This window comes from Nonomuraea guangzhouensis (assembly GCF_019396345.1).
In the GTDB taxonomy this organism is placed as follows: Bacteria; Actinomycetota; Actinomycetes; order Streptosporangiales; family Streptosporangiaceae; genus Nonomuraea; species Nonomuraea guangzhouensis.
The window spans coordinates 116,333-141,108 of the sequence record NZ_JAHKRM010000032.1; the positions used below are offsets into that span (position 1 = coordinate 116,333).

Here is a 24,776-nt window from a genome sequence, read left to right on the forward strand (position 1 = left end):
GTCGGAGGCAGTGCCCATGACCATGACCACAGCGACGATGTCAAGCCCGTCCGAGCAACCGGACTCCGGCCGATCGGTGGCCAGCCGGGTCCTCAGCGTCCTGGACGCGTTCTCCGGCGAACGCCGCCGGCTGACCCTGTCCGACATCAGCCGGCGGACCAGGATGCCGCTGACGACCGCCCACCGTCTGGTCGGCGAGCTGGTCTCGTGGGGCGCGCTCGAACGTGACCGCAACGGCCGCTACCAGATCGGCCTGCACCTGTGGGAGGTCGCGGCGCTGGCCCCTCGCGGTCTGGGGCTGCGCGAGGTGGCCATGCCCTTCCTCGAAGAGCTCTTCGTGGCGACCCGTCAGCACGTCCAGCTCGCCGTCCTCGATGACCTGGACGTCGTCTACATCGAGCGGATCTCCAGCCGGGACGCCGTCGGCGTGCACAGCCGGGTCGGCGGTCGATGGCCCGCGCACACCACCGGCGTCGGCCTCGTGCTGCTCGCCTACGCGCCCCGGCCGGCCCAGGAGAGATACCTGGCCAGCCCGCTGGCGACCTTCACCAAGAAGACCATCATGACGCCGGACGCCCTGCGGCGCGTGCTGGCCGAGGTGCGGCGCACCGGCTACGCCGTCAGCGACCGGCAGGTCACCCTCGACGCGGTCTCGGTGGCCGCACCCGTGCGTGACGCCGCCAACGAGGTGGTGGCCGCGCTCTCGGTCGTCGTCCGCGCCGACGGTGACGGCGGCGCCGTCTCGGGCGTGCCCGCGAGGACCAGGCGCATCGCCCTGCCGGGGGCGTCCATGCCGGGCTCTCCGCAGGCCACGCACACGCCCGGTGTCGTGCCCGCCGTCCTGGCCGCCGCCCGCGGCATCAGCCTGCAACTCCTCCGCGACCCGGAAAGACCGTAGCGATTACGTACGGGATTGACGCCAAAAGTTTCGGCTAGCGCGCGAGAGCGGCGGTGCTGCTCCGTACGACGAGCTCGGTGCCCAGCTCGATCCGGCTCTGCGCCACCGGCTCGCCCTGCGCGAGCCGCACCAGCATGGTGGTCGCGGCCGAGGCCATCTCGGTGAGCGGCTGGCGGATCGTGGTCAGCGGCGGGATCGCCCACCGGGTCGGGGGGAGGTCGTCGAAGCCGATCACGCTCAGGTCGTCCGGGATGCGCAGGCCCAGCTCGTACGCCGCCCGGTAGACGCCCATGGCCTGCCCGTCGTTGCAGGCGAAGATCGCGGTGGGCGGATCGGGCAGCCGCAGCAGCCGATGGGCCTGGGCCAGGCCGCCTTCGATCAGGAAGTCGCCCCGGCAGATCAGGTCCGGGTCGATGGGCACCCCGGCCATGTCCAGCGCGGCGCGATAGCCGTCGAGGCGGGCCCGGCTGGACAGCGCGTAGTCGGGGCCGGTGATGATGCCGATCCGCCGGTGCCCGAGCTGCACCAGGTAGCGGGTCGCCGAGAGCCCGCCGTTCCAGTTGCCGGCGCCCACCGAGGGCACCTGGTGGCCGGGGTCGCCGCTCGGGTCCAGCAGCACGAGGGGGATGCCGCGGGTGGCGAGCTGGTCGTGCTGGTCGTCGGTCAGCCCGCTGAACACCGCGATGACGCCGGTGGGCCGGCGGCCCAGCACGCCCTCGATCCAGCTCCGGCCCGGAACGTGGCGGTGCTGCAGCTCCGACAGCACCACGGCCAGGTCGTGCTCCCGCGCCACCTGCTCGACACCCTTGATGATCTCGATCGGGTAGTCGCCCTCCAGCGCGTGGAAGACCAGCTCCACCAGGGCGGCCGGGCTCTCGCGCCGTCGCTGCCGCCGGTAGCCGTGCTCGCGGATGAGCCCCTCGACGAGCGCCCGGGTCTCCGGCGCGACTTCGGAACGGCCGTTGACCACTTTGGAGACCGTCGCGGTGGACACCCCGGCCAGCTCGGCGAGCTGGGCGATGGTCAGAGAACGCTTGTGCGTGGTGCCGGGGCCGGGCGGCTCCTGGGTCGGGGTCATGGCGGCAGTCTAGACGCAGAGGTTTCGGAAACAAGGGCGATTGTTTCGTACGTCTTACCGGCAGATTGTTGACGAGTTTCCAGGTAGGTGCCTAGAGTCCCCGGTTAACGATCGGCCAACTATCCGAAAGTTTTCGGCAACTAGTTCCGTACCCACTCTTCAGTCCCGACCCCCAGAAGAAGAGATCGCCGTGAAGCTCCGCATCGTAACCCCGGTCGCCCTCGCCGCGGCCCTCGCCCTGACCACGGCCGCCTGTGGCGGCGGCGGTACCTCCGCCACGGCACCGCCCGAGGCCGGCAAGTCGTTCGACTTCTGGTCGTTCAGCGGGATCAACCAGAAGGCCGCGGTCGAGGACTACCAGAAGAACAACCCCGGCATCGAGGTGAAGCTCACCGAGGTCGGCAGCTCCGTGGAGACGGCGCAGGCGCTGACGACGGCGCTGGCCGGCGGCAAGGTGCCCGACCTGGTGCTGATCCAGGGCGATGACCTGCCCAAGTTCGTCCAGCAGCCGCAGAACTTCTACGACCTGCGGCAGCTGGGCGCCGACAAGATCAAGGGCGACTATCTGGACTGGGTGATCAGCCAGAGCGTGGCCAAGGACGGCACGATCATCGGCATCCCGACGGACGTGGGCGGCATGGCCATCGCCTACCGGACGGACCTGTTCAAGGCCGCCGGACTGCCGACCGACCGCGAGGAGGTGGGCAAGCTCTGGCCCACCTGGGACGCCTTCATCGAGACCGGCAAGAAGTACACCGCGGCGACCAAGAAGGCGTTCATCGACAACGCCGGCACCAGCGTGTTCTACCAGGCGGTCAACCAGGGGCCGCAGAAGTACTACGACCCCTCGGGCAACGTCGTCTACAGCACCAGCCCGCAGGTCAAGGCGGCGTTCGACTACGGCATCAAGGCCGTGCAGGCGGGCATCACCGCCAAGCAGAGCTCCTTCACCGAGGGATGGACCGCCGGCATGGGCAAGGACCAGTTCGCGGTGATCTCCGCGCCGTCCTGGATGCTCGGCGCCATCCGGAGCAACGCGCCCAGCACCAAGGGCAAGTGGGACATCGCCACTATCCCGGGCGGCGCGGGCAACTGGGGCGGCAGCTACCTGGCCATCCCCAAGGGCGCCAAGAACCCCAAGGCCGCCTGGGACTACATCACCAAGACCCAGTCCCCGCAGGGCCAGCTGACGCACTTCGTCGACTCCGGCGCGCTGCCCACCACCCCGTCGGTCTACAAGGACGCCAAGCTCACGGCCCTGAAGGACCCGTTCTTCTCCGACGCGCCGACCGGGACGATCTACACCGACTCGCTGCTCGGGCTCAAGCCGTTCTACATCGGGCCGGACAGCTCTCCCATCGGCTCGGAGTTCTTGAACGCGATCACCAACGTCGAGCAGGGCAAGGGCGACGCGGCCAAGGCGTGGGACGCGGCCCTGGCCAACATCAAGACCGCCATCGGCAAGTAGGACGAGCGTGACGACGACTCTCAGCACCCGGCGGGCGCAGGCCGTGCCCGCCGGGGCGACCTCGGTGCGGCAGAGCATCGCCGAACGCATCACGCCGTACGCCTACATCGCGCCGTTTTTCCTGATCTTCGCGGTGTTCGGGCTGGTGCCGCTGCTGTCCACGTTCTACGTGGCGCTGTTCGACTGGAACCCCATCGGCGAGCACGTCTTCATCGGCGTGGACAACTTCACCCGCCTGTTCGCCGACGCGCGGTTCTGGAACGCGGCCTGGAACACGATCAGCATCTGGCTGCTGTCCACCGTGCCGCAACTGGTGGTGGCGCTGGGCCTGGCGCACCTGCTCAACCACGCCCGGCTCCGGCTGGCGGTGTTCTTCCGGATGTCGATGATGGTGCCGTACATCACCTCGGTGGCGGCCACCGCGATCGTCTTCGCCCAGATGTTCGACCGCGACTTCGGCCTGCTCAACTGGCTGCTCGGGTTCGCCGGTGTGGGGCCGATCGACTTCAAGCAGTCGGTGCTGGGCAGCCACGTGCTGATCGCCGCCATGGTGGCCTGGCGCTGGTTCGGCTACACCACGCTGCTCTACCTGGCCTCCCTGCAGGCCATCCCACGCGCGATCTACGAGGCGGCGGCCGTGGACGGCGCGGGCGGGTGGAAGCAGTTCCGCCACATCTCGATCCCGTCGCTGCGGCCGGTCATCGTGTTCACGATCGTGACCTCGACGATCGGCGGCCTGCAGATCTTCACCGAGCCGCTGCTCGTCTCCCGCAGCACGACCTGCGGAGCGGTCCGGCAGTGCCAGACACTGACGCTGTTCCTCTATGAGCAGGGCTTCGGCCAGTACCAGTTCGGGTACGGCGCGGCCATCGGCGTGGCGCTGTTCGTGCTGGTGGTCGGGCTCGCGACGGTCAACTACCTTCTGTCCACCCGCATCCGTCCGGAGCGATGATGACCAAGACGATCCGGCGCTCGGGTGAGCGCGTCCGCTGGTGGGCCTACGTCCTGCTGGGGCTGGCCGTGTTCGCCTGCCTGTTCCCGCTGTACTGGATGTTCGTGGTGGCCACGACCGACACCGCGACCGCCGCGCGGCTGCCGCCCGCGATCGCGCCCGGCGGCAACTTCTTCCATCTGGCCGACCTGGTGTTCACGACGGTGCCGTTCGTGAGCTCGATCGTCAACAGCCTCATCGTGGCCGGCACGATCGCGGTCGGGCAGGCCCTGCTGTGCTCGCTGGCCGGGTTCGCCTTCGCCAAGCTGCGCTTTCCCGGCCGCAACGTGCTGTTCCTGATCGTCGTGCTCACCATGACGGTGCCGACGCAGCTCTCCGTCATCCCGCAGTACATGATCATCTCCTCGCTGGGCTGGGTGGACACGCTCCAGGCGCTCATCGTGCCCGGCCTGGCCAACGCGTTCGGGATCTTCTGGATGCGCCAGCACCTGTCCACCACGATCAGCGACGAGATCCTCCAGGCCGCGCGCATCGACGGCGCCACCACCTGGCAGATCTTCTGGCGCATCGCGTTCCCGCTGGTGCGGCCGGCCGCGTTCGTGCTCGGCCTGCTCGGCTTCGTCACCGCCTGGAACGACTTCCTGTGGCCGTTCATCGTGCTGAAGTCGCCGGAGATGTACACCGCGCAGATCGCCATCAAGGCGCTGCAGAACAGCTTGAACATCGATCTCGGGCTCGCCATGTCGGGCTCGTTCCTGGCCACCATCCCGCTGCTGGTGCTGTTCGTCTTCGTGGGCCGGCGCATGGTGGCCGGGATCATGGACGGCGCCTTCAAGGGCTGACCTTCTCGCAGAAAGAAACCGCGCAACGTGCCGATGTACGACAATCCGGTGATCAGCGGGTTCCACCCGGATCCGAGCGTGTGCCGGGTCGGCGAGGACTACTATCTCGTCTGCTCCAGCTTCGAGTACTTCCCCGGCGTGCCGATCTTCCACAGCCGGGACCTGGTGCACTGGCGGCAGGTGGGCAACGTCCTCGACCGGCCGTCGCAACTGGAGCTGCCCCCTGAGACGCCCGCCTCCGGCGGGATCTACGCGCCCACGATCCGGCACCACGACGGCCGGTTCTACCTGATCACCACGAACGTGGGCGGCCGGGACAACTTCATCGTCACCGCCGACCGCCCCGAAGGACCGTGGTCGGACCCCGTCTGGATCGACCTGCCGGGCATCGACCCCCATCTGTCCTGGGACGAGGACGGCTCCTGCTGGTGCGCCTTCTCCGGTACACAGGTGGCGCGGATCGACCCGGTGGCCGGCAAGGTGCTGGAGGGGCCGTATCACGCCTGGTCCGGAGTGGGCATGAAATATCCGGAAGGGCCGCACCTCTTCCACGTGGGCGACTGGTGGTACCTGCTGATGTCCGAGGGCGGCACCGAACGCGGCCACAGCGTCTCGATCGCCCGCGCCCGCTCACCGCGCGGCCCGTACGAGGCGGGCCCGGCCAACCCGATCCTGTCGCATCGCAGCACCGACCTGCCAATCCAGAGCACCGGTCACGCCGACATGGTGGAGGCGGCCGACGGCACCTGGTGGATGATCCTGCTCGGCACCCGCCCGCGCGGCTACACGCCGGAGTTCCAGGTCCTCGGGCGCGAGACGTTCCTCACCCCGGTGGACTGGGTGGACGGCTGGCCCGTCGTCGGTCCGGTCCTCGAACGCCATCCGGCACCCGCTGCCTGGCACCCCCTCCCCGAGCTCCCGCCACGGGACGATTTCGACGCCGGCGCACTGGCGCCGCACTGGGTCTCGCCGCGTAGCCGCCCGGACGGCTCCTGGTCGCTGGCCGAACGCCCCGGCTGGCTCACCCTGCACGCCACCGGCGCCACGCTGGACCGCCCTGGACACACCTTCGTCGGGCGCCGCCAGCAGCACCACGACTGCCGCGTCACCGCGCGCCTGGACCCGGGGTCGGCCAGGGCCGGACTGTCCGTGCGCATGGACGAGGCGCACCACTATGACCTGGAGGTCCACGAAGGGCGGGCCCGCGTGTTCGCGCGGATCGGCCCGCTGCGCCAGTGCGTGGCAGACCATCCGGTCCCCTCAGGCCCGCTCACCCTCGCCATCGACGTCCGTACGCGCGACCTCCTGCCGCCGTCGGTGACCGCGCCCACCGCCGAGCCGGTCGGCGTCGGGGCCCGGGGCCCGGACACCCTCGCCTTCTCCGCCGACGGGGTCCTGCTGGCCGAGCTCGACGGCCGCTACCTGTCCACCGAGGTGGCCACCGGCTTCACCGGGCGGGTCATCGGCATGTACGTCACGGACGGCAGCGCGAGCTTCGACTGGTTCGACTACGAGGCCGCTTGCCAGACGGAGAGCTGAACGATAAGCCTCGACATGTGACTAGTTCTGGCGATGAGCTACGCGCCGCCCTGCACGCTCGGAAGGATCTCGGCCCGGACTTCGAGGAGGCGCTCATCGAGTCGTTCCTGGAGAAGGTGGACCGGGAGATCGATCGGCGCGTGGACAGCCGTCTCGCGCGGGAACGGCCGCTGCCGCAAGCCCAGCCATCGCCGGACTCGGGGCGGCGGCTGGCGTTGGCGATCGTCTCGGTGGTGCTCGGCGTGGTGGGCAGCATAGCCGCGCTCGCCGCGGAGACCGGCGCGGCGGTGCTCGTGATCTGGATCGGCATCGCCGTGGTGAACGTGGCCTTCATGTTCGGCGATCCGAACCGGGCACCCGTCTCCAGGAGCAGGCAGGCACCGCCGGCGCCGGAGGATCCGCTGCGCTGGTGAGCGTCCGGCGGCCATCGGCTGATGGCCGCCGGACGCGTCCGTTATCTAAGGATCTCGCCGGACTACGTCGAGACGAAGGACGTCTGGCAGCCGGGCACGGTCCAGGTCATACAGCAGATGGCCTTTTCCTGAGCACCGGCGTTCTCCTGGGGCGCGAGCTCCTGAAGAGCGTTGACATCGGTCGGCATGGGTTCACCTCCTTTCGGTGGGCGGCAGCTGGAGAGTGAAGTCATCGGGCATGAACCACCGGGGGCCGCCGTGGCGCAGGCGCAGCAGGAAGCCGATGATCCCGGCCAGGCCCAGGTTGTAGCCGAATGACTCGTCCGGGGTGGGTATGACCGTCCGCCGGTTCGTACGGACGTGGCCGCCGCGTACACAGGCCGCGAGCTCCGCGGCCCACGTGAGATAGCGGGCATCGCCCCGCACCGCGGCCAGATCGAGCAGCAGTTCTCCGTTTCCCGCGTTCCCGTGGCAGTGGCCGGGACCGACCAGCCATCGCTCGTTCCGCACGGCCGTCGCGGCCATCTCGGCCATGTGCAGGAAGCGTGCCTCACCGGTCGCCCGCCACAGACGGGCGAAGAAGGCGCCGATGCCGCCGGAGCCGTTGCACCACCAGGCCGTGTCCGGCGCCGGTGCCCCGCCGGACGCGGAGTCCTTGGGGCCGACCGGCCACCGCACGGCCTCGCCGACCGGTTCGGCGCGGATGTACAGCGCGTCGCCGCAGGTCACGGCCAGGTCGGTGTAGTCGGGCCGGGCCAGGTCACGGCCGGCGGCCAGCAGGAACGTGGCGATTCCGGCGACGCCGTGGGCGAAACCGTAGTGGGTGAGTCCGGCCAGCTTGGAGCCGAACTCGTCCGGGATGGGCCACACGACCTCGTCAACCTGATGCCTGCGCGTCTCCATCAGCGAGTCCGCGCAGTACTGGGCTCGGGCGCGGAACTCCGCGTCCCCCGTGGCGCGCCACAGCGCGAGCTGCGCGACCCCGGCGCCCGCCGTGCCGTGGGTGAAGTCGGGTACCGGCCAGCGCAGGGGGATGCGCTTGGCGTAGGAGAGGGCGCGTTCGGCCAGCTCGTCGTGCTCCAGCGTACGGGCGGCCTGGTGAAGCGCCCAGGCGGCGCCCGAGCGGCCGAAGAACAGGCCGGGGAGAGCGCGGGGCTCCCGCTCCAGCTCCGCCGCCAGCCAGGTGGCGGCGGTGGCCAGGGCGTCCCGGCACCGTTCGTCGTCCAGCGCGCGGACCGCGCCGGTGAGCACCGCGACGATGCCGCCGGCACCGGTGTGGACGTTGCCGGGGTCGCCGGTGCGGTTCTCGTACGTGAAGGGCGGCCACAGGTGCGCGGCATCCGGGGTCATCCGCTCCACGGTGTGGGCCAGCAGGTCGCGCAGCAGGTCGTCCTGCTCGTCAGAGGTGAGGACCGTGATCGGCGTCGGCCCGGGTGGCCGCCGGGAGCCGTTACGCAGGGCCGCCTCGACGCGCTGGAGGCTCCAGCGCGCCTCAGGCTCGCCGGCGGTCAGCCCGAGGACCGCCGGCGCGAGTCGCCGCAGCGCCTCGTTGCCGTGCATGGCGGTACGGACGAGCAGCTCCATGCGTTCCTCGACCGGCCGGGCGGGGGCGTCCTCCGCGGCCAGCACGGGATTGACGCCGCTGCAGATGTACAGCAGGCAGGCGCCGAGGCTGTAGAGGTCCGCCGCCTGCGAGGCCGGCCCCGAGCCCGCCGCGATCTGCTCCGGTGCCGTGTAGCCGGGTGTCATGACGGGCGCGGCCCGCTCGCCGGGCCGCGTCACGAACTCCACGTCCACCAGCCGCAGCGTGCCGCCGGGGGTCACCACGACGTTGCCCGGGTTGAAATCGCGCAGTACGAGGCCGGCGCCGTGCACCAGCGCCACCAGATCGACCAGCCGCCTGGCCACGGCGAGCACGTCCGGTAGCGGCGGCCGGCGGCTCTCCTCGTCCCGTGACCGCTCCTCCACCCACCGCCGGAGGGAAGGACCGGGGATCTCCTCCTCCGCCAGGAACAGGTGCCCCTGGTAGCCGGTCAGCGCCACCTTGCGCGGTGTGACGCCCAGTGGCTCCAGCAGGTCCAGCATGTCCGCCTCACGGCGCAGCCAGGTGTGCGCGTCCGCGATGTGCGGCCGCGCCTCCTTGAGGATCACCCGGCGTCCGCTCGTCCGGTCCACGGCCCGATAGACGCCGCCCCGGTTGGAGTGCCGGATCGCCTCGTCCACCTGGTAACGATCGGCGATCAGCACCGGCCTGCCGCGCTCGGCGGGCGGCGTCGGCGGCACCATGGCGGGCAGCGGCGGCGGCGCCCACGGCGGGGCCGTGAACCAGGCCTCCCGCCGGTCCTCCACCCACGTGCCGTCCGGGGCCACGAGCATCGGGACGTACGAGCCGTCGTCGTCGAGCCGGGGCAGCGCGCTGGTGAACCCGCCGTACCGATAGTGGACCAGGCTGCCGGGTTGATAGGCCCGATCCGAGAGGATGGCGGGACCGGCCAATCCCGAGGTGGCCCGGTGCAACTCTTCGGCGAGCAGCCGGAAATGCTGGTCATTATCCGGGTAGACGGTGATGAACTTGGCGCCCCCGGAACGCGGATAACGCATCGAGGTCAGTTCGGCGACCTGATCCAGGCCCTTGGCGAATTTGAAGCACGCGCGCCGCCCGAGCAGCACTCTCGCCGCATTCTCCAGCACAGTGGGCGCCGATTCCGCGGTGGCCGAGACGTGTAACTTCCAGCCCTGCAGCCGCCAGCTGTGTCCAGGCGGCTCCACATAACACCAGAACGACTCGGTCCGGACGCCCCAACGCTCCGGCGCGACAATCTCGTGGAGCAGGACCCGCAGCCGACCGCCCAGGTCATCACCGTCACTCATGAACCCAAGAATTAGCCGAGGCGGCATTATTTGTCCAGGATCGTCAAATCGATGGCGGCTGAATGGATTTTCTGTGTCGGCTCGATGGATGGCCATTGGCGGGAAAACTCGGTTATTGCCCGCGGCTGCCGCCATGGGCATGATGGAGCCTGGCAGAATTCGCGCTTTTTGCGGATGGCGAGTTTCTTGTTCGAGGGCGGAGCATTCCCACGATGACTTTGCTGGACAACGGCACGACTTCCGTCCGGGCAGACACGTCCGCCGATTCCCGTGATCCGATGCGCAGGTTGGCGCGGCTGCTGGACGAGGGCTCGATCCGGCCGATCAGCCCGCCGGACCGCAGCGGTGTCCTGGCCGTGACCGGCCGCGTCGATGACGCGCCGGTGGTCGTGTTCTGCAGCGACGCCCGGGTGCAGGGCGGGGCGATGGGCAGTGAAGGCTGCGAGCACATCGTGCGTGCCTACGACGTGGCGCTCCGCGAGCGCGTGCCGATCATCGGCGTCTGGCATTCGGGCGGCGCCCGGTTGACCGAGGGTGTCGAGTCGCTGCACGCGGTGGGCAGGGTGTTCGCCACGATGATCCGGGCCTCGGGAGTGGTGCCGCAACTGTCCGTCGTGCTCGGCCCGGCCGCCGGCGGTGCCGCCTACGGTCCCGCGCTGACCGACGTCGTGATCCTCGCCGGTGCCGGGCGCATCTTCGTGACCGGCCCCGACGTGATCCGCGGCGTGACCGGTGAGGAGACCGACATGCTCGCGCTGGGCGGCCCCGAACCGCACAGCAGGCGCAGCGGCGTCGTGCACCTCGTGGCCGAATCCGAGGAGGAGGCGCTGCTGCGTGCCCGGCAGCTCGCCCTGCTGCTCGGCCACCAGGGCCGGGTGCGCGGCCGCGTCGAGGAGGTCGACCTCACCGGCCTGGTGCCGGCCAACCCGCGCCGCGCCTACGACGTCAAACCGCTGGTGAACGCCCTGGTGGACGAGCCAGGCGTCGAGTTGCACGCCAAGTGGGCGCCCAACGTGGTCACCGTGCTCGGCCGGCTCGGCGGACGCACGGTCGGCGTCGTCGCCAACAACCCGCTACGCCTGGGCGGCTGCCTGGACGCGGCCTCGGCCGAGAAGGCCGCCAGGTTCGTCCGGATGTGCGATGCCTTCGGGGTGCCGCTGGTCGTCCTCGTGGACGTCCCGGGCTATCTGCCCAGCGTGGCGCAGGAGCACAGCGGCATCGTACGCCGGGGCGCCAAACTGCTGTACGCCTTCGCCGAGGCGTCGGTGCCCCGCGTCACGCTGGTGACGAGGAAGGCCTACGGCGGCGCGTACATCGCGATGAACTCCCGCGCGCTGGGAGCCACCCGCGTGCTGGCCTGGCCGAGCGGGGAACTGGCCGTCATGGGCGCGGCCGCCGCGGTGCGGATACTCAAGCGGCGCGAGCTGGCGGCCGCCCCGGAGGAGGAGCGCCCCGCCCTGGAGAGCAGGCTGGCCGCCGAGCACGAGAAGACGGCCGGTGGCCTCACCCGGGCGCTCGACCTGGGCGTGGTCGACGAGGTGATCGAGCCGGCCCGCACGCGCGGCGCGATCGCCAGGATCATCGCCGAGGCCACGCCCGCCCGTGGCGCGCACGGCAACATCCCGCTCTGAGGTCAGCTCTGCCCGGACTCGGTGGCATCCGGGTCGGACAGGGCATCACGCAGGGGGACCAGGCCGTACTGCAGTCCGAAGATCGCGGCCTGGGTGCGATCCTTCAGCCCCAGTTTGATGAGGATGCGCGAGACGTACGTCTTGGCGGTCTCCTCGCTCAGCGACAAGGACCGGGCGATCTCCCGGTTGGACTGCCCGCGGGACAGTTTGGCCAGGACCTCGCGCTCGCGTGGCGACAGCTCGCCCAGCGGGTCGGCCTCCAACCGGCCCTGCCGCACGCCCTGCACCAGCAGCGCCGTCACGCTCGGATCCAGCACGCTGCCGCCCTCGGCCGCCGCGCGCACCGCCTCCACCACCCGGCCGACCGCGGTGGTCTTCGGCAGGTACGACAGGGCGCCCGCGCGCATGGCCCGCAGCGCCTGCTCGTCCTCCGTGTACGACGTCAGCACGATCACCGCCGGCTTGACCTGGCTGTCCTTGAGCCGTTCGAGCACTCCCAGCCCGTCGAGGTTGGGCATCAGCATGTCCAGGAGCACCACGTCGGGCCGTAACCGGCCGATGGCCTCCAGCGCGGCCAGCCCGTCGTCCGCCTCTCCGGCGATCTCGATGTCGGGCTCGTCCTCCAGGACGTACCGCAGGCCCTGGCGGACCACCTGGTGATCGTCCGCAATCAGCACTCTGATCATTTCGCGCTCCCCGCGTCCGCCGGCATCCGCGCCCGTACCGTTGTTCCCCGCTCCTGCGCGCTCGTCACGCTGACCGTGCCGCCGAGCTCGGCGATGCGTTCCGACATCACGGTCAGGCCCATGCCGTGCCGCCCGTTGGCCTTCTTGGTGTCGAAGCCCCGGCCGTTGTCGTGGATCTCCAGCTCGATGAGGCCGTCGACTCTGGTCAGGGAGAGCTCGATCACCTGCGCGTCGCCGTGCCTGGTGGCGTTGCCCAGCGCCTCCTGCACGACCCGCAGCACGACGTGCTCGGCGTCCGGCGACAGCGCCACCTCCCGCAGGTCGGTGCGTACGGAGATGCCCAGCCTCATCTCGTACGCCTCACACAGCTCGCGCAGCGCCGCCACCAGGCCCATCTCCTCCAGCGCGACCGGCCGCAACTGCAGCAGCATGGTGCGCATCTCCCGCATGGTGTGCTCGATGGTCTGCTCCAGTGTCTCGGCCTGCTCCAGCAGCCGGGACCCCTCGGGCAGGCTACGCCGCATGCTGGAGACGACCAGCCCCAGCGAGAACAGGTTCTGGGAGACCGAGTCGTGCAGCTCCCGGGCGATCCTGGTGCGCTCGGCCCGCTGCGCCTTCTCGGCGGCGACGATCCGTTCGGCGTGGCCGGCCGCGTCCACCCGCTCGGCCATCGCGTTGAACCCCCGTTCCAGCCCCGCGACCTCGTCGCTGCCCGACACCGGCACCCGCGACTTCAGGTCGCCCTCCGCCATCGCGGCCACCCGCTCGGCCAGCCGCTGGATGCGGAAGATCAGCCGCCGGGTGCTCAGCAGCCCGGACATCACGCAGAGCGGCACCAGCAGGGCGAAGGTCAGTATCCCCGAGACCACCCAGCCGCTGGTGGTGAGGCTCCAGCTGACGCCCGCGCGCGAGTCGGGGGGAGTGTTGGGGTTCTTGGCCCGCGCCTGTACGTAGACCAGGCCGATCGTGGCGCCGTTGACCAGCACCGGGCGGACGGCCCAGCCGACGGGCTCCCCGGGCGCGACGATCATGCCGCTGGTGGAGGGCGTCTTGTTCGTGAGCCCCGGCGGGGCGGACCCGGTGCTGTAGGAAGGTGGTTGCGAGGCCAGGAGCAGCCGGCCGTCCTGGCCCGCCGCCGCGCGCAGGGTAGGGCTCTCGTCCAGGTCGTGCGACAGGGACGCCTGGCGTAACCACAGCCCCGCCACCTTGTTCATCAGCTCCCGATCGGACAGGTCGCCCTTCTCCGCGGCGGCCATGAGGCCCATCGCCGTGGCGTCCGCGCCCGCGATCGCCTCCGCCCGCTGCTGGGCCATGCTGGACAGCCCGGGCTGCTCCAGCACGATCTCCTTGCTCGCGAGCGTGACGATCAGACCGCCGGCCAGTGTCTCGGCGAGCAGAACGGCGACCCCCGAGATGAGTACGTACGACACGGCCAGCCGGAAACGCAGACCACGACGGGACAACACCGCGCCTCCTGCAAGGGGGATTATTGAGGATTTCAAGCATTCGCCATCCCGGCGATTCTGGCAACTGTACTGACATACGCCGGGGAAAGCGCTAGATTAGGCCGCCGAGCTGCTGGAATAGGCCGGGAAATCCGTCGCGAAGTCGCCGGACACCCGATCGGGCACAGCAGTTGTCCCCAGATGTGAACTCCAGGACGCCACGTTATGGGGACGCGGCTCCAGGGGCCGGCCGCCAATGATGAGCTCATGGTTCTTTCCAGAGTTCTCGCCGGTGTGGCGATCGTGTCGATCCTGGCCGGCTGTGGCAATTCGTACGGGGTGTCATCCGATGACGGCCCCGATGAGGCGGCGATGTACCGCCAGCTCGCCAAGTGCGTCCGGGAGCACGGGGTGCCCAATTTCCCCGACCCCGTGCAGGACGGCGACGGCCGCTGGGGCCTGCCGGCCGGGGCTTCTGCCCCTCCGCAGGAGGCGCAGAACGCCTGCAAGCCCATCATCGACCAGGTTCAGCAGCAGACCGAGGACAAGCCCGCCGCCGCCTCCACGATCGCGGCGCTGCGCAAATTCGCCCAGTGCATGCGGGAGAAGGGCGTCAACGATTGGCCGGACCCCGACGCCGACGGCCGTTTCTCGCTGCCGCAGCGGTTGAGCGATCCGAAGAGCAGCTCTTTGTTCGACGCGCAGTTCAAGCAGTGTGAGAGCAATCTGCCGCCCGGCAAAGTCCGGCTGCGCCCGGCGAAATAACCGCGTAATGGATTCGGCACGCGAATTCAGCTCCCCTGGGATGCCTTTCCCCGGGAACTGCGACCAGGAGACAAGGTGACCGGCGGATGGTTCAGGTGAAGACGGAAAAGGAAGCGCAGGCGGCGGAGCCGGTGAAGAGCAGGCGCGGCCGCGTCGTGGCCGGCGTGGTGGTCGTGATCGCGATCGCCGCCGGCGGCGGCTGGTACGTGATCCAGGCGCGCACGGAAAGCAGCAGGCTCCAGTACGCCGCGGCCAAGCCGTCGGTGAAGGTGTCCACCGCGGCGGTCAAGCGCGCCGACGTGGCGACCCGCCGCGTGGTCAACGGCACGCTCGGCTACTCGGGCTCGTTCGACGTGGCCACCGGCCGCGGCGGCGTGCTGACGTCGATCCCCAAGGTCGGGACCGTGGTCAAGCGGGGCAAGGCGGTGTTCGAGATCGACGGGGTCCGGGTGCCGCTGCTGTACGGCGCCCGCCCCGGCTGGCGAGACCTCTCCCTGGGCGTGCGCAACGGCGTGGATGTGCGCCAGCTGGAGCGCAACCTCAAGGCCCTGGGCTACGGCAAGGACCTGACCGTGGACCGCCACTACTCCCTGGCGACCTACTACGCGGTGCGGCGCTGGCAGAAGGCGGCCAAGCTCCCGGTGACGGGATCGGTGCCGATGGGCCAGGTGGCGTACGCGCCCGGCCCGGTCCGCGTGGGCAAGCACGAGGCCGTCGTCGGCAACCGCGTGGGGGCCAGCCAGCAGGTGCTGCACGGCACCGGGACCCAGCCGGCGGTGCTGGTCCGGCTGAACCCGGCGGAGCTGCCGCAGATCAAGGTGGGCGACCCGGTGATCGTGACCCTTCCCGACGGCAAGACCCGCAAGGCGAAGATCAGCTCCGTGGCGCAGGTCGCCGTCTCCGGTGAGAGCGGCACGAGCACGAACGGCGGCAAGTCGTCGGTGGCGCCCGTCACGATCGCGCTCAAGAGCAAGGTCCGTGGCTTCCTGGACCAGGCGCTGGTGCAGGTCGCGATCATTTCCCAGCAGCACAAGCACGTGCTGGCGGTGCCGGTGTCGGCGTTGCTGGCCCGCACGCTCGGCAACTACGAGGTCGTCGTGGTCGACGGCGGCGCGCGCCGCCGGGTGCCGGTGCGTACCAGCCTGTTCGACGAGAGCTCCGGACTGGCCGAGGTCACCGGCGACCTGCGCGAGGGCATGATGGTGGAGGTCCCCGATGACGGTGCTTGAGCTGCACGACGTGCACAAGACCTACCCGGGCGACCCGCCGGTGCGGTCGGTCCGCGGAGTGAGCCTGTCGGTCGAGCACGGCGAGATGGTCGCCGTGATCGGCGCCTCCGGCTCCGGCAAGTCCACCCTGCTGCACTTGATGGCCGCGCTCGACCGGCCCACCACCGGGTCGGTGTGGCTCGACGGCCACCGGGTGGAGCAGCTGAGCGACCTGCGGATCGCGGCGCTGCGCGCATGGCGCGTGGGTGTGGTGTTCCAGCAGTTCTTCCTGCTGGAGGCCCTGACCGCGGTGGAGAACGTGGCCCAGGGGCTGCTGTATCGCGGCATCCCCGCCCGGCGGCGCCGCGACGCCGCACGCGAGGCGCTCAACCGCGTCGGGCTGGCCCACCGCGTCCACCACCCGGTGACCAAGATGTCCGGCGGCGAACGCCAGCGCGTCGCCATCGCCCGCGCGATCGTGGGCCGCCCGGCCATCGTGTTCGCCGACGAGCCGACGGGCAACCTCGACTCGGCCAACGGCGCCGAGGTCCTGACCATCTTGAACGAGCTGAACCAGGCCGGCACCACGCTGGTGGTCGTCACCCACGAGCAGCGCGTCGCGGACTTCTGCCAGCGCCGCATCGAGATCCAGGACGGGACGGTGGTGTCGTGACCGGCATCCTTGAGACCGAGGCGGGCACCGGTGACCCCGGCAGCCGTCGCGGCGGCGAACCGCCGGAGATCAGGCGCAGCCGGCTGCGGGCGGCCGATCTGCTGCCGGTCGGCACCCTGGGCCTGCGCTCGCGGCGGCTGCGCGCGGTGCTGTCGGCGCTGGGCATCGCCATCGGCATCGCCTCGATGGTCGCGGTGCTGGGCGTCACCCGATCCAGCCAGTCGGCGCTGCTGGCCCAGCTCGACAAGTTAGGCACCAACCTGCTGACCGTGGCCAGCGGCACCAGCCTGGCCAACACGGAGGTCGCCCTGCCCGTGACCGCCGCCCCGATGGTCAGGCGGGTGCCGGGAGTGATCGCCGTGGCGCCCACCGCGAAGATCAACACGGTCAACGTCTACCGCAACGACCAGATCCCCATCGGCCGCACCGGCGGCCTGGCCGTACGGGCCTGCGACGCCACGCTGCTGGAGACCCTCCAGGGCTCGGTGATGGAGGGCCAGTTCCTCACCTCCTCCAAGGCCCCGGTGGCCGTGCTCGGCAGCGAGGTGGCCACAGTGCTCGGCATCAACCGCCTGACCGTCGATACGCGGGTGTGGGTGGGCGGACGCTGGTTCACGGTGATCGGGATACTCAACTCCCTGCCGCTGGCCTCCGAGATCGACCGGTCCGCCCTGATCTCCTTCCCCGCGGCCAAGGAACTGCTCGGCTACACCGGGGCGCCCAGCCGGATCTACGTCCGTACCGACCCCGAACAGGTGACGCAGGTGGCCAACGCGATGGCCTCCAACGCCAACCCGGCCGACCCCTATTCGGTGAACGCCAGCCGGCCGTCCGACGCGCTCAGCGCGCAGCTGGCCGTCAAGCAGGCGGGCGGGTCGCTGTTCCTCGGCCTCGGCGGCATCGCCCTGCTGGTCGGCACCATCGGCATCGCCAACGTCATGGTGATCTCCGTGCTGGAGCGGCGCGCCGAGATCGGGCTGCGGCGCACGCTGGGCGCGACCCGGGCCCACATCGCCACGCAGTTCCTCACCGAGTCACTGATCCTGTCGGCCGTCGGCGGCCTGGCCGGAATCGTGATCGGCGTGGGCGTCACCGCCGCCATGGCCTACAGCCAGGGCTGGGGGCTGGCGATCCCGCCTGTGGCGCTCGGCGGTGGCTTCGGCGTGGCGGTCGTCGCCGGGGTGGTCGCCGGGCTCTACCCCGCACTACGCGCCTCCCGTCTGTCCCCGACCGACGCTCTGCGGACCCACGGCTGATGAAGCACGAGACAGCACAGCCGCAGACAACAGAAAGCCTCCCATATCGCGCTAACTCCCTTTTTCACATGTCGGTAGATGGGACTGAACGGTGATCGAATTCCTGCTAGACACCTACTCCCAGGCGTCGCCGTACTTACAGCTCGTCCAGCAGGTCAAGCAGGGGCTGCGGACCGGGCTGATCGAGCCGGGCGATCAGCTGCCCACGGTCCGCGACGTGGCCGAATGTCTGGCCATCAACCCCAACACGGTGCTCAAGGCCTACCGCCATCTGGAGACCGAAGGACTGGTTGAGGGCCGGCCGGGGGTGGGCACATTCGTGCGGCGCAGCGTGGCCGGGCCCTCGCTGGTCGGGCAGAAGGAGCTGCGCCGTGATCTGGTCGCCTGGCTGGGCCGGGCCCGGACGGTGGGCCTCGACCAAGAGGACGTGATCGCGCTGATCCAGACCACCATGCGCGCCACCTTTAACCATGAGAAGAGGGAGCAGATAGCGTGAGCGTTGCCCTTGAGACACAGGCCGTGGGCAAGCGGTACCGGCGCATCTGGGCGCTGCGGGACTGCTCGCTCCAGCTGCCCGCGGGACGGGTGGCCGCTCTCGTCGGCCCCAACGGCGCGGGCAAGACGACCTTGCTGCACCTGATCGTCGGCCTCCTGCGGCCGACCGAGGGCGGGCTGCTGGTGCTGGGCCAGAGCCCCGGCGACAACCGCGACCTGAAGGAGCGCATCGGCTTCGTCGCCCAGGACACCCCGCTCTATCCGGACTTCACCGTCAACGAGCTGATCACCATGGGGGCCAAGTTGAACCGCCGATGGGAGACGCCACTGGCTCGCGAGCGCATGAACCAGCTCGGCATCCCGCTGGAGAGCCGGGCCGGCGAGCTGTCCGGCGGCCAGCGCGCCCAGGTCGCCCTGGCGCTGGCCCTTGCCAAACGGCCCGACCTGCTGCTGCTGGACGAGCCGCTGGCCCGCCTGGACCCGCTGGCCCGCCGGGAGTTCCTGCAACTGCTCATGGGCAGTGTCGCCGAGGGGGAGACGACGGTGCTGCTGTCGTCCCACCTGCTGGACGACCTGAAGCGCGTCTGTGACCATCTGATCCTGCTGCAGACCGCCAAGGTACAGCTGGCCGGCAGCGTGGACAGTCTGCTCAACGAGCACAAGACGCTGGTCGGCCCGCGCCGGGCACGGGCGAACGTCGTCGGCGTGTCCGCCGTCATCCAGGAGAGTCACACCGACAAGCAGTCCACCCTGCTGGTCCGTACGAACGGGCCGATTATGGACCCGGCCTGGACGGTCCACGACGTCACGCTGGAAGACCTCGTGCTGGCCTACCTCGCCAACCTGACGCCCGGACGCGCCGTGCTGGGGGTGGCCAAATGATGTGGATGGCCTGGCGGCAGCACCGCAAGCAGGTCCTGTTCGCGGCGGTGGGGCTCGTCGTCCTGGCGGCGGTGCTGATCCCGACCGGGCTCGCCATGCGGGCCGACTTCACCGGCAGCGGCCTGGCCGCCTGCCTGGGCGGCCTCGGCTCCGCGGAGTTCCTGCGGCCCGGCACCGACTGCACCGCGCTGTCGAGGGAGTTCACCGGCCAGTACGACCTGATGGCCATGTTCGGCACCCTGCTGGTGTTCCTGCCACTGCTGGTCGGCCTGTTCTGGGGCGCCCCACTCGTCGCCCGCGAACTGGAGCAGGGCACCTACCGGCTGGTCTGGACCCAAGGCGTGAGCCGCCTGCGCTGGGCGCTGGTCAAGACCGCCTTCGTCGTGGTCGTCACGGTGGCCGTGTCCACCTGCTACGCGCTGCTGCTGTCGTGGTGGCTGACGCCGCTCAACGACGCGGGACGGGTGCGGCTGGCCGAGCTCAGCTTCGACGTCCAGGGCGTGGTGCCTGTCGCGTACACGCTGTTCGCGGTGGCGCTGGGCATCCTGGCCGGCACGATCTGGCGGCGGGTGACGCCGGCCATGGCGGCGGCCGTCGTCGGGTTCCTGACCGTCCGGTTCGTCGTGCTCTCGCAGCTGCGCGGGCACCTCCTGCCGGTCAGCGAGCGTATCTACCCGGTGGTCGGCGGCAAGCGGCCCAACCCCGCGCTGGGCGACTGGACCTTCGCCTCCGGCATCAAGAACGCGCAGGGCGAGGTGCTCGTGACCGGCCAGCAGGCCCAGTGCAGCGCGGCCGTCTCCGGCGACCCGAGCGGGCCGTGCGCGGCCTTCGGCAAGGGCGCGTACAACTTCCAGCTCTATCAGCCGGGCAGCAACTTCTGGCCGCTGCAGTTGATCGAGGCGGGGCTGTTCACGCTCCTGGCCGTGGTGCTGATCTATGTGGCGATCCGGCAGATCCGCTACCGCATCGCCTGACCCCCGCGACCCCACCAGCCATTCCGGAGAAAGACCGCCCCGCCGACGACCAAGCCCCCGATCGTCGGCGGGGCCTTTCCGCTTCAGTACGTTCAGGACCAGGTGTCTACGGTGGCGGCCACGGTGAGGAAGGCGTCATTGGCCGCGGGCTCGCCGATCGTGACCCGCACGCCCTCCCCGTCGAAGGCCCGGACCGCCACCTCCGCCCGCGCGCACAGCTCGCCGAACGCGCGGGATCGCTCCCCGAGCCGCAGCCACAGGAAGTTGGCCTCGGCGTCCGGCACCGCCCACCCCCAGGAGATCAGCGTCTCCCGCACCCGGGTACGCTCCTTGACCACCTCGTCCACCCGGGCCATCAGCTCGTCCTCGGCGGCCAGCGAGGCCAGGGCGCCGGCCTGCGCGATCGCGCTGACCGCGTACGGCACCATGGTCCCGCACACCGCGGAGGCCACCTCGGGATGCCCGATCAGATAACCGACGCGCAGCCCGGCCAGTCCGTACGCCTTGGAGAAGGTACGCAGCACGGCCACGTTCGGCCGGTCCCGGTAGAGCTCCACCCCGTCGGGGAAGTCGGCGCCCTGCGCGTACTCCCGGTAGGCCTCGTCCAGCACGACGAGCACGTTCTCGGGCACGTCGTCCAGGAAGGCCGTCAGCTCGGCCCGACGGGTCACGGTGCCGGTCGGGTTGTTGGGGTTGCAGACGATGACCAGGCGGGTCGACGGGGTGATCGCCGTGAGCATCCCGTCCAGGTCGTGGTCGTCTCCCATCAGCGGCACCCGCACCGAGACGGCCCTGGCCACGTCGGCCAGCATCGGGTAGGCGTCGAACGACCGCCAGGGGTAGATCACCTCGTCGCCGGGCTCGCAGATCGCGTTCAACAGCTGCTGGGTGACGGTCGCCGAGCCGGGGCCGAGGGCGACGTGATCGTACGGCACGCCGTGTCGTCGGGAGAGCGCCTCGGTGAGCCGAACGCACCCCGGTTCGGGATAGCGGTTGGCTTCCAGGCCGGCGGCCTGGATGGCCTCCGTCACTGAGGGCAGCGGCCCGTACGGGGACTCGTTGGACGACAGCTGGTGCGTGCGCCCGAGCGGCGAGGCCGTCCCCTTTCCCAGCGTGTAGGCGGGTTTGCTGTCCGGGACGCGCGGCAGGTGCGGCATGGAATCTCCCTTGCGTGAGGATGGATGACCGGGCTCATGACAGCGAGCCGTGACGTTTCTGGATGAGATCGAGGGCGGCCTGGTCGAGGCCGGCCAGGGGGAAGTCGGCGGGCGTGCGCCCGGCGGCGCCGCAGTGGTCGATCAACGCGTCGAGCGTTGTCACGCTCTCGCCGGTCCGCAGCGCCGGCTGCTGCGTGGCGGTGAGCGGGAGTTCGGTGTTCGCGTACGGACGCGCCAGCGCGGCCAGTTCGCCGAGGGTCGGGTGGTCGAAGATCTCGGCGGAGGTCAGCTCCAGACCCGCCTGCCTGGCCCGCGACACCACCTGGACACTGGTGATCGAATCACCGCCGAGCTCGAAGAAGTCGTCATCGGTGCCGACCTCGGTCACGCCGAGCACCTCGGCCAGGACGGCGGCGAGCGTACTCTCGACGGACGCGCCCGGTGCGCGCCGTGTCTGCTCAGGGCCCATGGCGGCGGGTTCGAGGATGCCGTCGGCGCGCCATCGGGCCCGGCGTCCGGTCCGGTAGAGCCGGGATCCGTCGGCCGCGAAAGGATCGGCGACGAACCGCTCGGCGGTCAGGCCCGGCGCGTGCCGGTAGCCGCGGGCCAGCCCCGCGCCGCCCACGTACAGCTCTCCCACCGCTCCCGCCGGGACGGGCCGCAAGGAGGGGCCGAGGACATGCGCCCGGGCGCCGGGGTACGGCACACCGCCGACGACCGAGACCGTGGCGTGCCTGGCCTGCAGGCGGGCCACGTCATCAGGTCGCGGCCCGTCGTCGCCGCACACCACCAGGCGCAGGCTCGGCAACGGGCTGAGCCAGTCCCAATGGACGAACTCGTGGAACTCCGACGGCGAGAAGTGCAGGACGTTCACCTGCTGTGTCTCGACCAGGTCGGTGAGGTGGTCGAGGTCGGCGGATCGACCGGGCTTGGCGATCACCACGCAGGCCCCCGCCGTGAGCGGCCACACCAGCTCCCACACCCACTCGTCGGCCGTCGGCGGCGCCTTGTGCAGCACCCGCTCCCCGGGCTCGAGGCCACCGGCCTCCCGCAGCTCCGTGAACCGGCTCACCAGAGCCTCATGCGTCACCAGAACCGGCGCGCCCCCAGCCCCGGGCAGCACCGCCGCGAGCAGCCCCGCCTCCGTCGGCACGGCGGGCGGCGTCGCCGGGGCGGCCAGGACCGCCGGATCGTCCAGGCACACGTCGACACCCACGGTCACCGGGATTCCGGCCCCGCTCTCGCCGCCGGACAGCGGCAGGCAGCAGCCTCCCGCCTTCCAGATCGCCAGCAAGGCGATCACGAGGTCCGGACCGGGCTCCACCCGCACCCCGACGACTGTCTCCCGCCGGACCCCCGACTCCCGCAGCCGGTGGGCGAGCCGGTTGGCACACCGGTCGAGCTCGCCGTAAGTCAGCGACGTGTTCTCGTACAGCACCGCGACCGCCCGCGGGTCCGCCTCGGCCCACGCCGCCACCAGCTCGTGTACGGCCGTTCCGTCAGCCGGGGTCGGCGCCTCAGGGGCGTCGAGCAGCTGGGTGAGCGTCCGGTCCGCGTTGTCGGCGACCGCGTCGAGCAGGGCCACCAGGGCGCGTGCCACCCGGTCGATCCACGCCGCCGGAAATCTCTCCACGTCTCCGCGCAGGTGCCCGTGCAGCATGCCGCGCAGCCGGTCGCCGCTGCCGTAGAGCACGAGCGCGGCGTCCACACTGGCCGGCGCGGTGTCCGCGTAGGCGACGGCGGCGTGCAGCTCGTCGTCCCATCGGCCGCCGCCATAGCGGTGCTCCTCGTCGATCAAGCTCTCGAACATCACCCGGTACGCCGATTCCCCGGCCTCTTCGCTCTCCCCGCCGTCGAGCAGTCCGGGGAAACGGGGATCACCGGCCACGTCCACCGTGATCGGCCGTCCCGGACCCGGCGTGGTCACCACGATGCGGTCCCGGCCGGTCATCCGGCCCAGCACCGCCGCGAATGCCGCCCGTACCAGGGTCGCGAGGTCAGCCCCCAGGTGCCCGCTCACTGCCCGCAGTGCCCGCGCGGTCTCGGGGGAGAGGGCGATCTCGCGGTTCACCCGTGCGACCGGCTGGGACGGCGCGTCGGAGAGCGGCGCGCCCGGGGGCACGGGCCGCCCCGCGCGTACGGCCGCGTAGATGTCCGGCAGCTCCTGGAACAGCGCCTCCGCCCTGTCGTGGCCGGCGTACCCACGCCGCAGCAGCAGGCTCAGCACGTGATCGTCAGGGGCCAGGCTGACCAGCCAGCACCTGAACGCCGACGTGAGTTCGGTGAGCGACTCCTCGGCCACGATCATCGAGACCATCGCGTCCGCCTGCCTGGATCCGTGGGGCTCCCCGCTCAGATCGAGGGCCGCGAAGGGAGGGCCGGGCTCGGGAGGAATCCCGTGGCGTTCGAGGAACGTCGTCAGTGTGGCGCCCAGGGCGTCCAGGTCGACGTGCCCCCGCAGACGTAGCACGATCTGCAGACTGTCCCGCACCGACGGCCGCGCGAACCGCGTATCCGTCTGCCCGCACCGCATGGTCTGCCCCGCTGTCATCGCAACTCTCCTAACGGAAGCGCCGCAGGAACAGGAAACGGGACCTCTGGTCCTCCGGGCCGTGACGGCCGGCGAGTCAAAGGTCCCGTTGCCCGCGGATCGCACTGGTGTCTCTCAGGCATCTGCCACGAGGATCAGGTACGGCGATTCGTCCATGTAGGGCGTGCCGTCCCAGTCGCCGTAGAACCGGACGGAGGAGAAGCCCGCCTTCAGGCAGAGCTCTTCCAGCTCGTCGGGAAGGTAGATGCGCACGGAGTAGACGGGGAGCGGGTCCTCCTCGCCGTTCGGGTGGAAGATCGACCAGCGTCCGACCTCGCGTCGGCTCGCGGGGTCGAACATCCGCAGCGAGCGCAGCCGCCGCCCCGAACGCAGGTGACGCGTCTCCATCGCGGGGATGCGGCCCGTCTCGAAGGCCGGCACCGTGATCATGGTGTGGATGAGCAGCTTGCCGTCGTCGGCCAGCTGCTTGTGGAACCCGCTCAACACGTGCAGGTCATCTTCCACGGTGTCGAAGAAGCCGAACGAGTAGAACATGTTGATGATGGCGTTCGTGGGCTTCATCTCGGGCAGCTTGCGCATGTCGGCCGAGCGGAAGTCCACCGTCGCCCCGACCTCGGTGGCGCGTTCCTTCGCCAGCTTCAGGAAGTACGGATTGATGTCTACGCCGGTGACGTCGTAGCCGCGCCGCGCGAGCTCGATCGAGTGCCGTCCGTAACCGCAGGGGCAGTCGACCACGCGCTCCCCCGGGGTCAGCGAGCACAGCCGCTCGATTCCGCTGACCTCCTTGGCGGTGCGGTCCTCGATTTCGGCATCGCCGGCGAAGAACGTTCGGTAGGAGTCGTCGGCCTCCAGGTACAGCGGGCCGAAGAATGCGCTCTCTGGCGTCCACCAGGCAGACTTGGTCTGTTGGCTCACGGGTTCGTTCCTCTTTCTCCGGTAGTCGAGAACGGGGGAAGGCGCCGGGGCGCCGCTTCTCCACGAGCACGCTCTGT

22 protein-coding genes are annotated in these 24,776 nt (G+C 70.5%); 14 read left to right on the forward strand and 8 right to left on the reverse strand.

What is annotated here, in order from left to right; genetic code table 11:
• Positions 1-16 precede the first annotated feature (16 nt).
• Positions 17-898, forward strand: coding sequence for an IclR family transcriptional regulator (locus KME78_RS48750; protein WP_219536819.1), 882 nt, complete (start codon positions 17-19; stop codon positions 896-898).
• A 34-nt stretch (positions 899-932) separates the two neighbouring features.
• Here KME78_RS48750 and KME78_RS48755 read toward each other — a convergent pair whose 3' ends face one another.
• Positions 933-1,976 carry a LacI family DNA-binding transcriptional regulator gene (locus tag KME78_RS48755; RefSeq protein WP_219536820.1) on the reverse strand — a complete coding sequence of 348 codons (1,044 nt, stop codon included), beginning with the start codon at positions 1,974-1,976 and terminating at the stop codon, positions 933-935.
• A 190-nt stretch (positions 1,977-2,166) separates the two neighbouring features.
• Between KME78_RS48755 and KME78_RS48760 the strand changes: the two genes are divergently transcribed.
• From KME78_RS48760 to KME78_RS48780, 5 genes are read left to right on the forward strand one after another with little or no spacing between them, the layout of a single operon-like run.
• Positions 2,167-3,444, forward strand: a complete 1,278-nt coding sequence (locus KME78_RS48760; protein ID WP_219536821.1) for an ABC transporter substrate-binding protein — start codon at positions 2,167-2,169, stop codon at positions 3,442-3,444.
• A gap of 7 nt (positions 3,445-3,451) precedes the next feature.
• Complete coding sequence (locus KME78_RS67635) at positions 3,452-4,396, forward strand: carbohydrate ABC transporter permease (protein ID WP_219536822.1); 945 nt, start codon at positions 3,452-3,454, stop codon at positions 4,394-4,396.
• Positions 4,396-5,238 (forward strand): carbohydrate ABC transporter permease, encoded by an 843-nt coding sequence (locus tag KME78_RS48770; protein ID WP_219536823.1) that lies wholly within the window; start codon positions 4,396-4,398, stop codon positions 5,236-5,238. Before KME78_RS67635 ends, KME78_RS48770 begins: the two co-directional genes overlap by 1 nt.
• Positions 5,239-5,271: 33 nt before the next feature.
• On the forward strand, positions 5,272-6,777 hold the full coding sequence (locus KME78_RS48775; RefSeq protein WP_219536847.1) for a glycoside hydrolase family 43 protein: 1,506 nt from the start codon (positions 5,272-5,274) through the stop codon (positions 6,775-6,777).
• Positions 6,778-6,794: 17 nt separating this feature from the next.
• On the forward strand, positions 6,795-7,190 hold the full coding sequence (locus KME78_RS48780) for a hypothetical protein (protein ID WP_219536824.1): 396 nt from the start codon (positions 6,795-6,797) through the stop codon (positions 7,188-7,190).
• Between the two features lie 62 nt (positions 7,191-7,252).
• Here KME78_RS48780 and KME78_RS66745 read toward each other — a convergent pair whose 3' ends face one another.
• Positions 7,253-7,378 (reverse strand): hypothetical protein, encoded by a 126-nt coding sequence (locus tag KME78_RS66745; RefSeq protein ID WP_281429087.1) that lies wholly within the window; start codon positions 7,376-7,378, stop codon positions 7,253-7,255.
• Positions 7,379-7,382: 4 nt separating this feature from the next.
• Positions 7,383-10,061 carry a class IV lanthionine synthetase LanL gene (lanL, locus tag KME78_RS48785; protein ID WP_219536825.1) on the reverse strand — a complete coding sequence of 893 codons (2,679 nt, stop codon included), beginning with the start codon at positions 10,059-10,061 and terminating at the stop codon, positions 7,383-7,385.
• A 212-nt stretch (positions 10,062-10,273) separates the two neighbouring features.
• Between lanL and KME78_RS48790 the strand changes: the two genes are divergently transcribed.
• On the forward strand, positions 10,274-11,692 hold the full coding sequence (locus KME78_RS48790; protein ID WP_219536826.1) for an acyl-CoA carboxylase subunit beta: 1,419 nt from the start codon (positions 10,274-10,276) through the stop codon (positions 11,690-11,692).
• A 2-nt stretch (positions 11,693-11,694) separates the two neighbouring features.
• On the opposite strand, the gene KME78_RS48795 is transcribed toward KME78_RS48790, so the two are convergent.
• Complete coding sequence (locus KME78_RS48795) at positions 11,695-12,378, reverse strand: response regulator (RefSeq protein ID WP_219536827.1); 684 nt, start codon at positions 12,376-12,378, stop codon at positions 11,695-11,697.
• On the reverse strand, positions 12,375-13,844 hold the full coding sequence (locus tag KME78_RS48800) for a HAMP domain-containing sensor histidine kinase (RefSeq protein ID WP_219536828.1): 1,470 nt from the start codon (positions 13,842-13,844) through the stop codon (positions 12,375-12,377). The genes KME78_RS48795 and KME78_RS48800 overlap by 4 nt, the downstream gene beginning before the upstream one ends.
• Before the next feature lie 204 nt (positions 13,845-14,048).
• Here KME78_RS48800 and KME78_RS48805 point away from each other — a divergent pair, with 204 nt between their 5' ends.
• The 7 genes from KME78_RS48805 (at position 14,049) to KME78_RS48835 (ending at position 20,076) form a co-directional block, all read left to right on the forward strand.
• Entirely contained in the window at positions 14,049-14,588 is a 540-nt protein-coding gene (locus KME78_RS48805) for a hypothetical protein (protein ID WP_219536829.1), read from the forward strand.
• Between the two features lie 86 nt (positions 14,589-14,674).
• Positions 14,675-15,817, forward strand: coding sequence for a peptidoglycan-binding protein (locus KME78_RS48810; RefSeq protein ID WP_219536830.1), 1,143 nt, complete (start codon positions 14,675-14,677; stop codon positions 15,815-15,817).
• Entirely contained in the window at positions 15,804-16,469 is a 666-nt protein-coding gene (locus KME78_RS48815; protein WP_219536831.1) for an ABC transporter ATP-binding protein, read from the forward strand. Before KME78_RS48810 ends, KME78_RS48815 begins: the two co-directional genes overlap by 14 nt.
• The gene (locus KME78_RS48820) at positions 16,466-17,725 is read left to right on the forward strand and encodes an ABC transporter permease (RefSeq protein WP_308127414.1); all 1,260 of its coding nucleotides are present in this window, start codon (positions 16,466-16,468) and stop codon (positions 17,723-17,725) included. Before KME78_RS48815 ends, KME78_RS48820 begins: the two co-directional genes overlap by 4 nt.
• A gap of 91 nt (positions 17,726-17,816) precedes the next feature.
• Positions 17,817-18,221 (forward strand): GntR family transcriptional regulator, encoded by a 405-nt coding sequence (locus tag KME78_RS48825; RefSeq protein ID WP_219536832.1) that lies wholly within the window; start codon positions 17,817-17,819, stop codon positions 18,219-18,221.
• A complete protein-coding gene (locus tag KME78_RS48830) occupies positions 18,218-19,102 on the forward strand; it encodes an ATP-binding cassette domain-containing protein (RefSeq protein ID WP_219536833.1) in 885 nt (294 codons plus the stop codon). The genes KME78_RS48825 and KME78_RS48830 overlap by 4 nt, the downstream gene beginning before the upstream one ends.
• Positions 19,099-20,076 carry an ABC-2 membrane transporter-related protein gene (locus tag KME78_RS48835; protein ID WP_219536834.1) on the forward strand — a complete coding sequence of 326 codons (978 nt, stop codon included), beginning with the start codon at positions 19,099-19,101 and terminating at the stop codon, positions 20,074-20,076. The genes KME78_RS48830 and KME78_RS48835 overlap by 4 nt, the downstream gene beginning before the upstream one ends.
• Positions 20,077-20,168: 92 nt before the next feature.
• Here KME78_RS48835 and KME78_RS48840 read toward each other — a convergent pair whose 3' ends face one another.
• The 3 genes from KME78_RS48840 to KME78_RS48850 form a co-directional block, all read right to left on the reverse strand.
• The gene (locus KME78_RS48840) at positions 20,169-21,233 is read right to left on the reverse strand and encodes a histidinol-phosphate transaminase (protein WP_219536835.1); all 1,065 of its coding nucleotides are present in this window, start codon (positions 21,231-21,233) and stop codon (positions 20,169-20,171) included.
• Between the two features lie 34 nt (positions 21,234-21,267).
• On the reverse strand, positions 21,268-23,784 hold the full coding sequence (locus KME78_RS48845) for an AMP-binding protein (protein ID WP_219536836.1): 2,517 nt from the start codon (positions 23,782-23,784) through the stop codon (positions 21,268-21,270).
• A gap of 114 nt (positions 23,785-23,898) precedes the next feature.
• Positions 23,899-24,699 (reverse strand): class I SAM-dependent methyltransferase, encoded by an 801-nt coding sequence (locus tag KME78_RS48850; RefSeq protein ID WP_219536837.1) that lies wholly within the window; start codon positions 24,697-24,699, stop codon positions 23,899-23,901.
• Positions 24,700-24,776 lie beyond the last annotated feature (77 nt).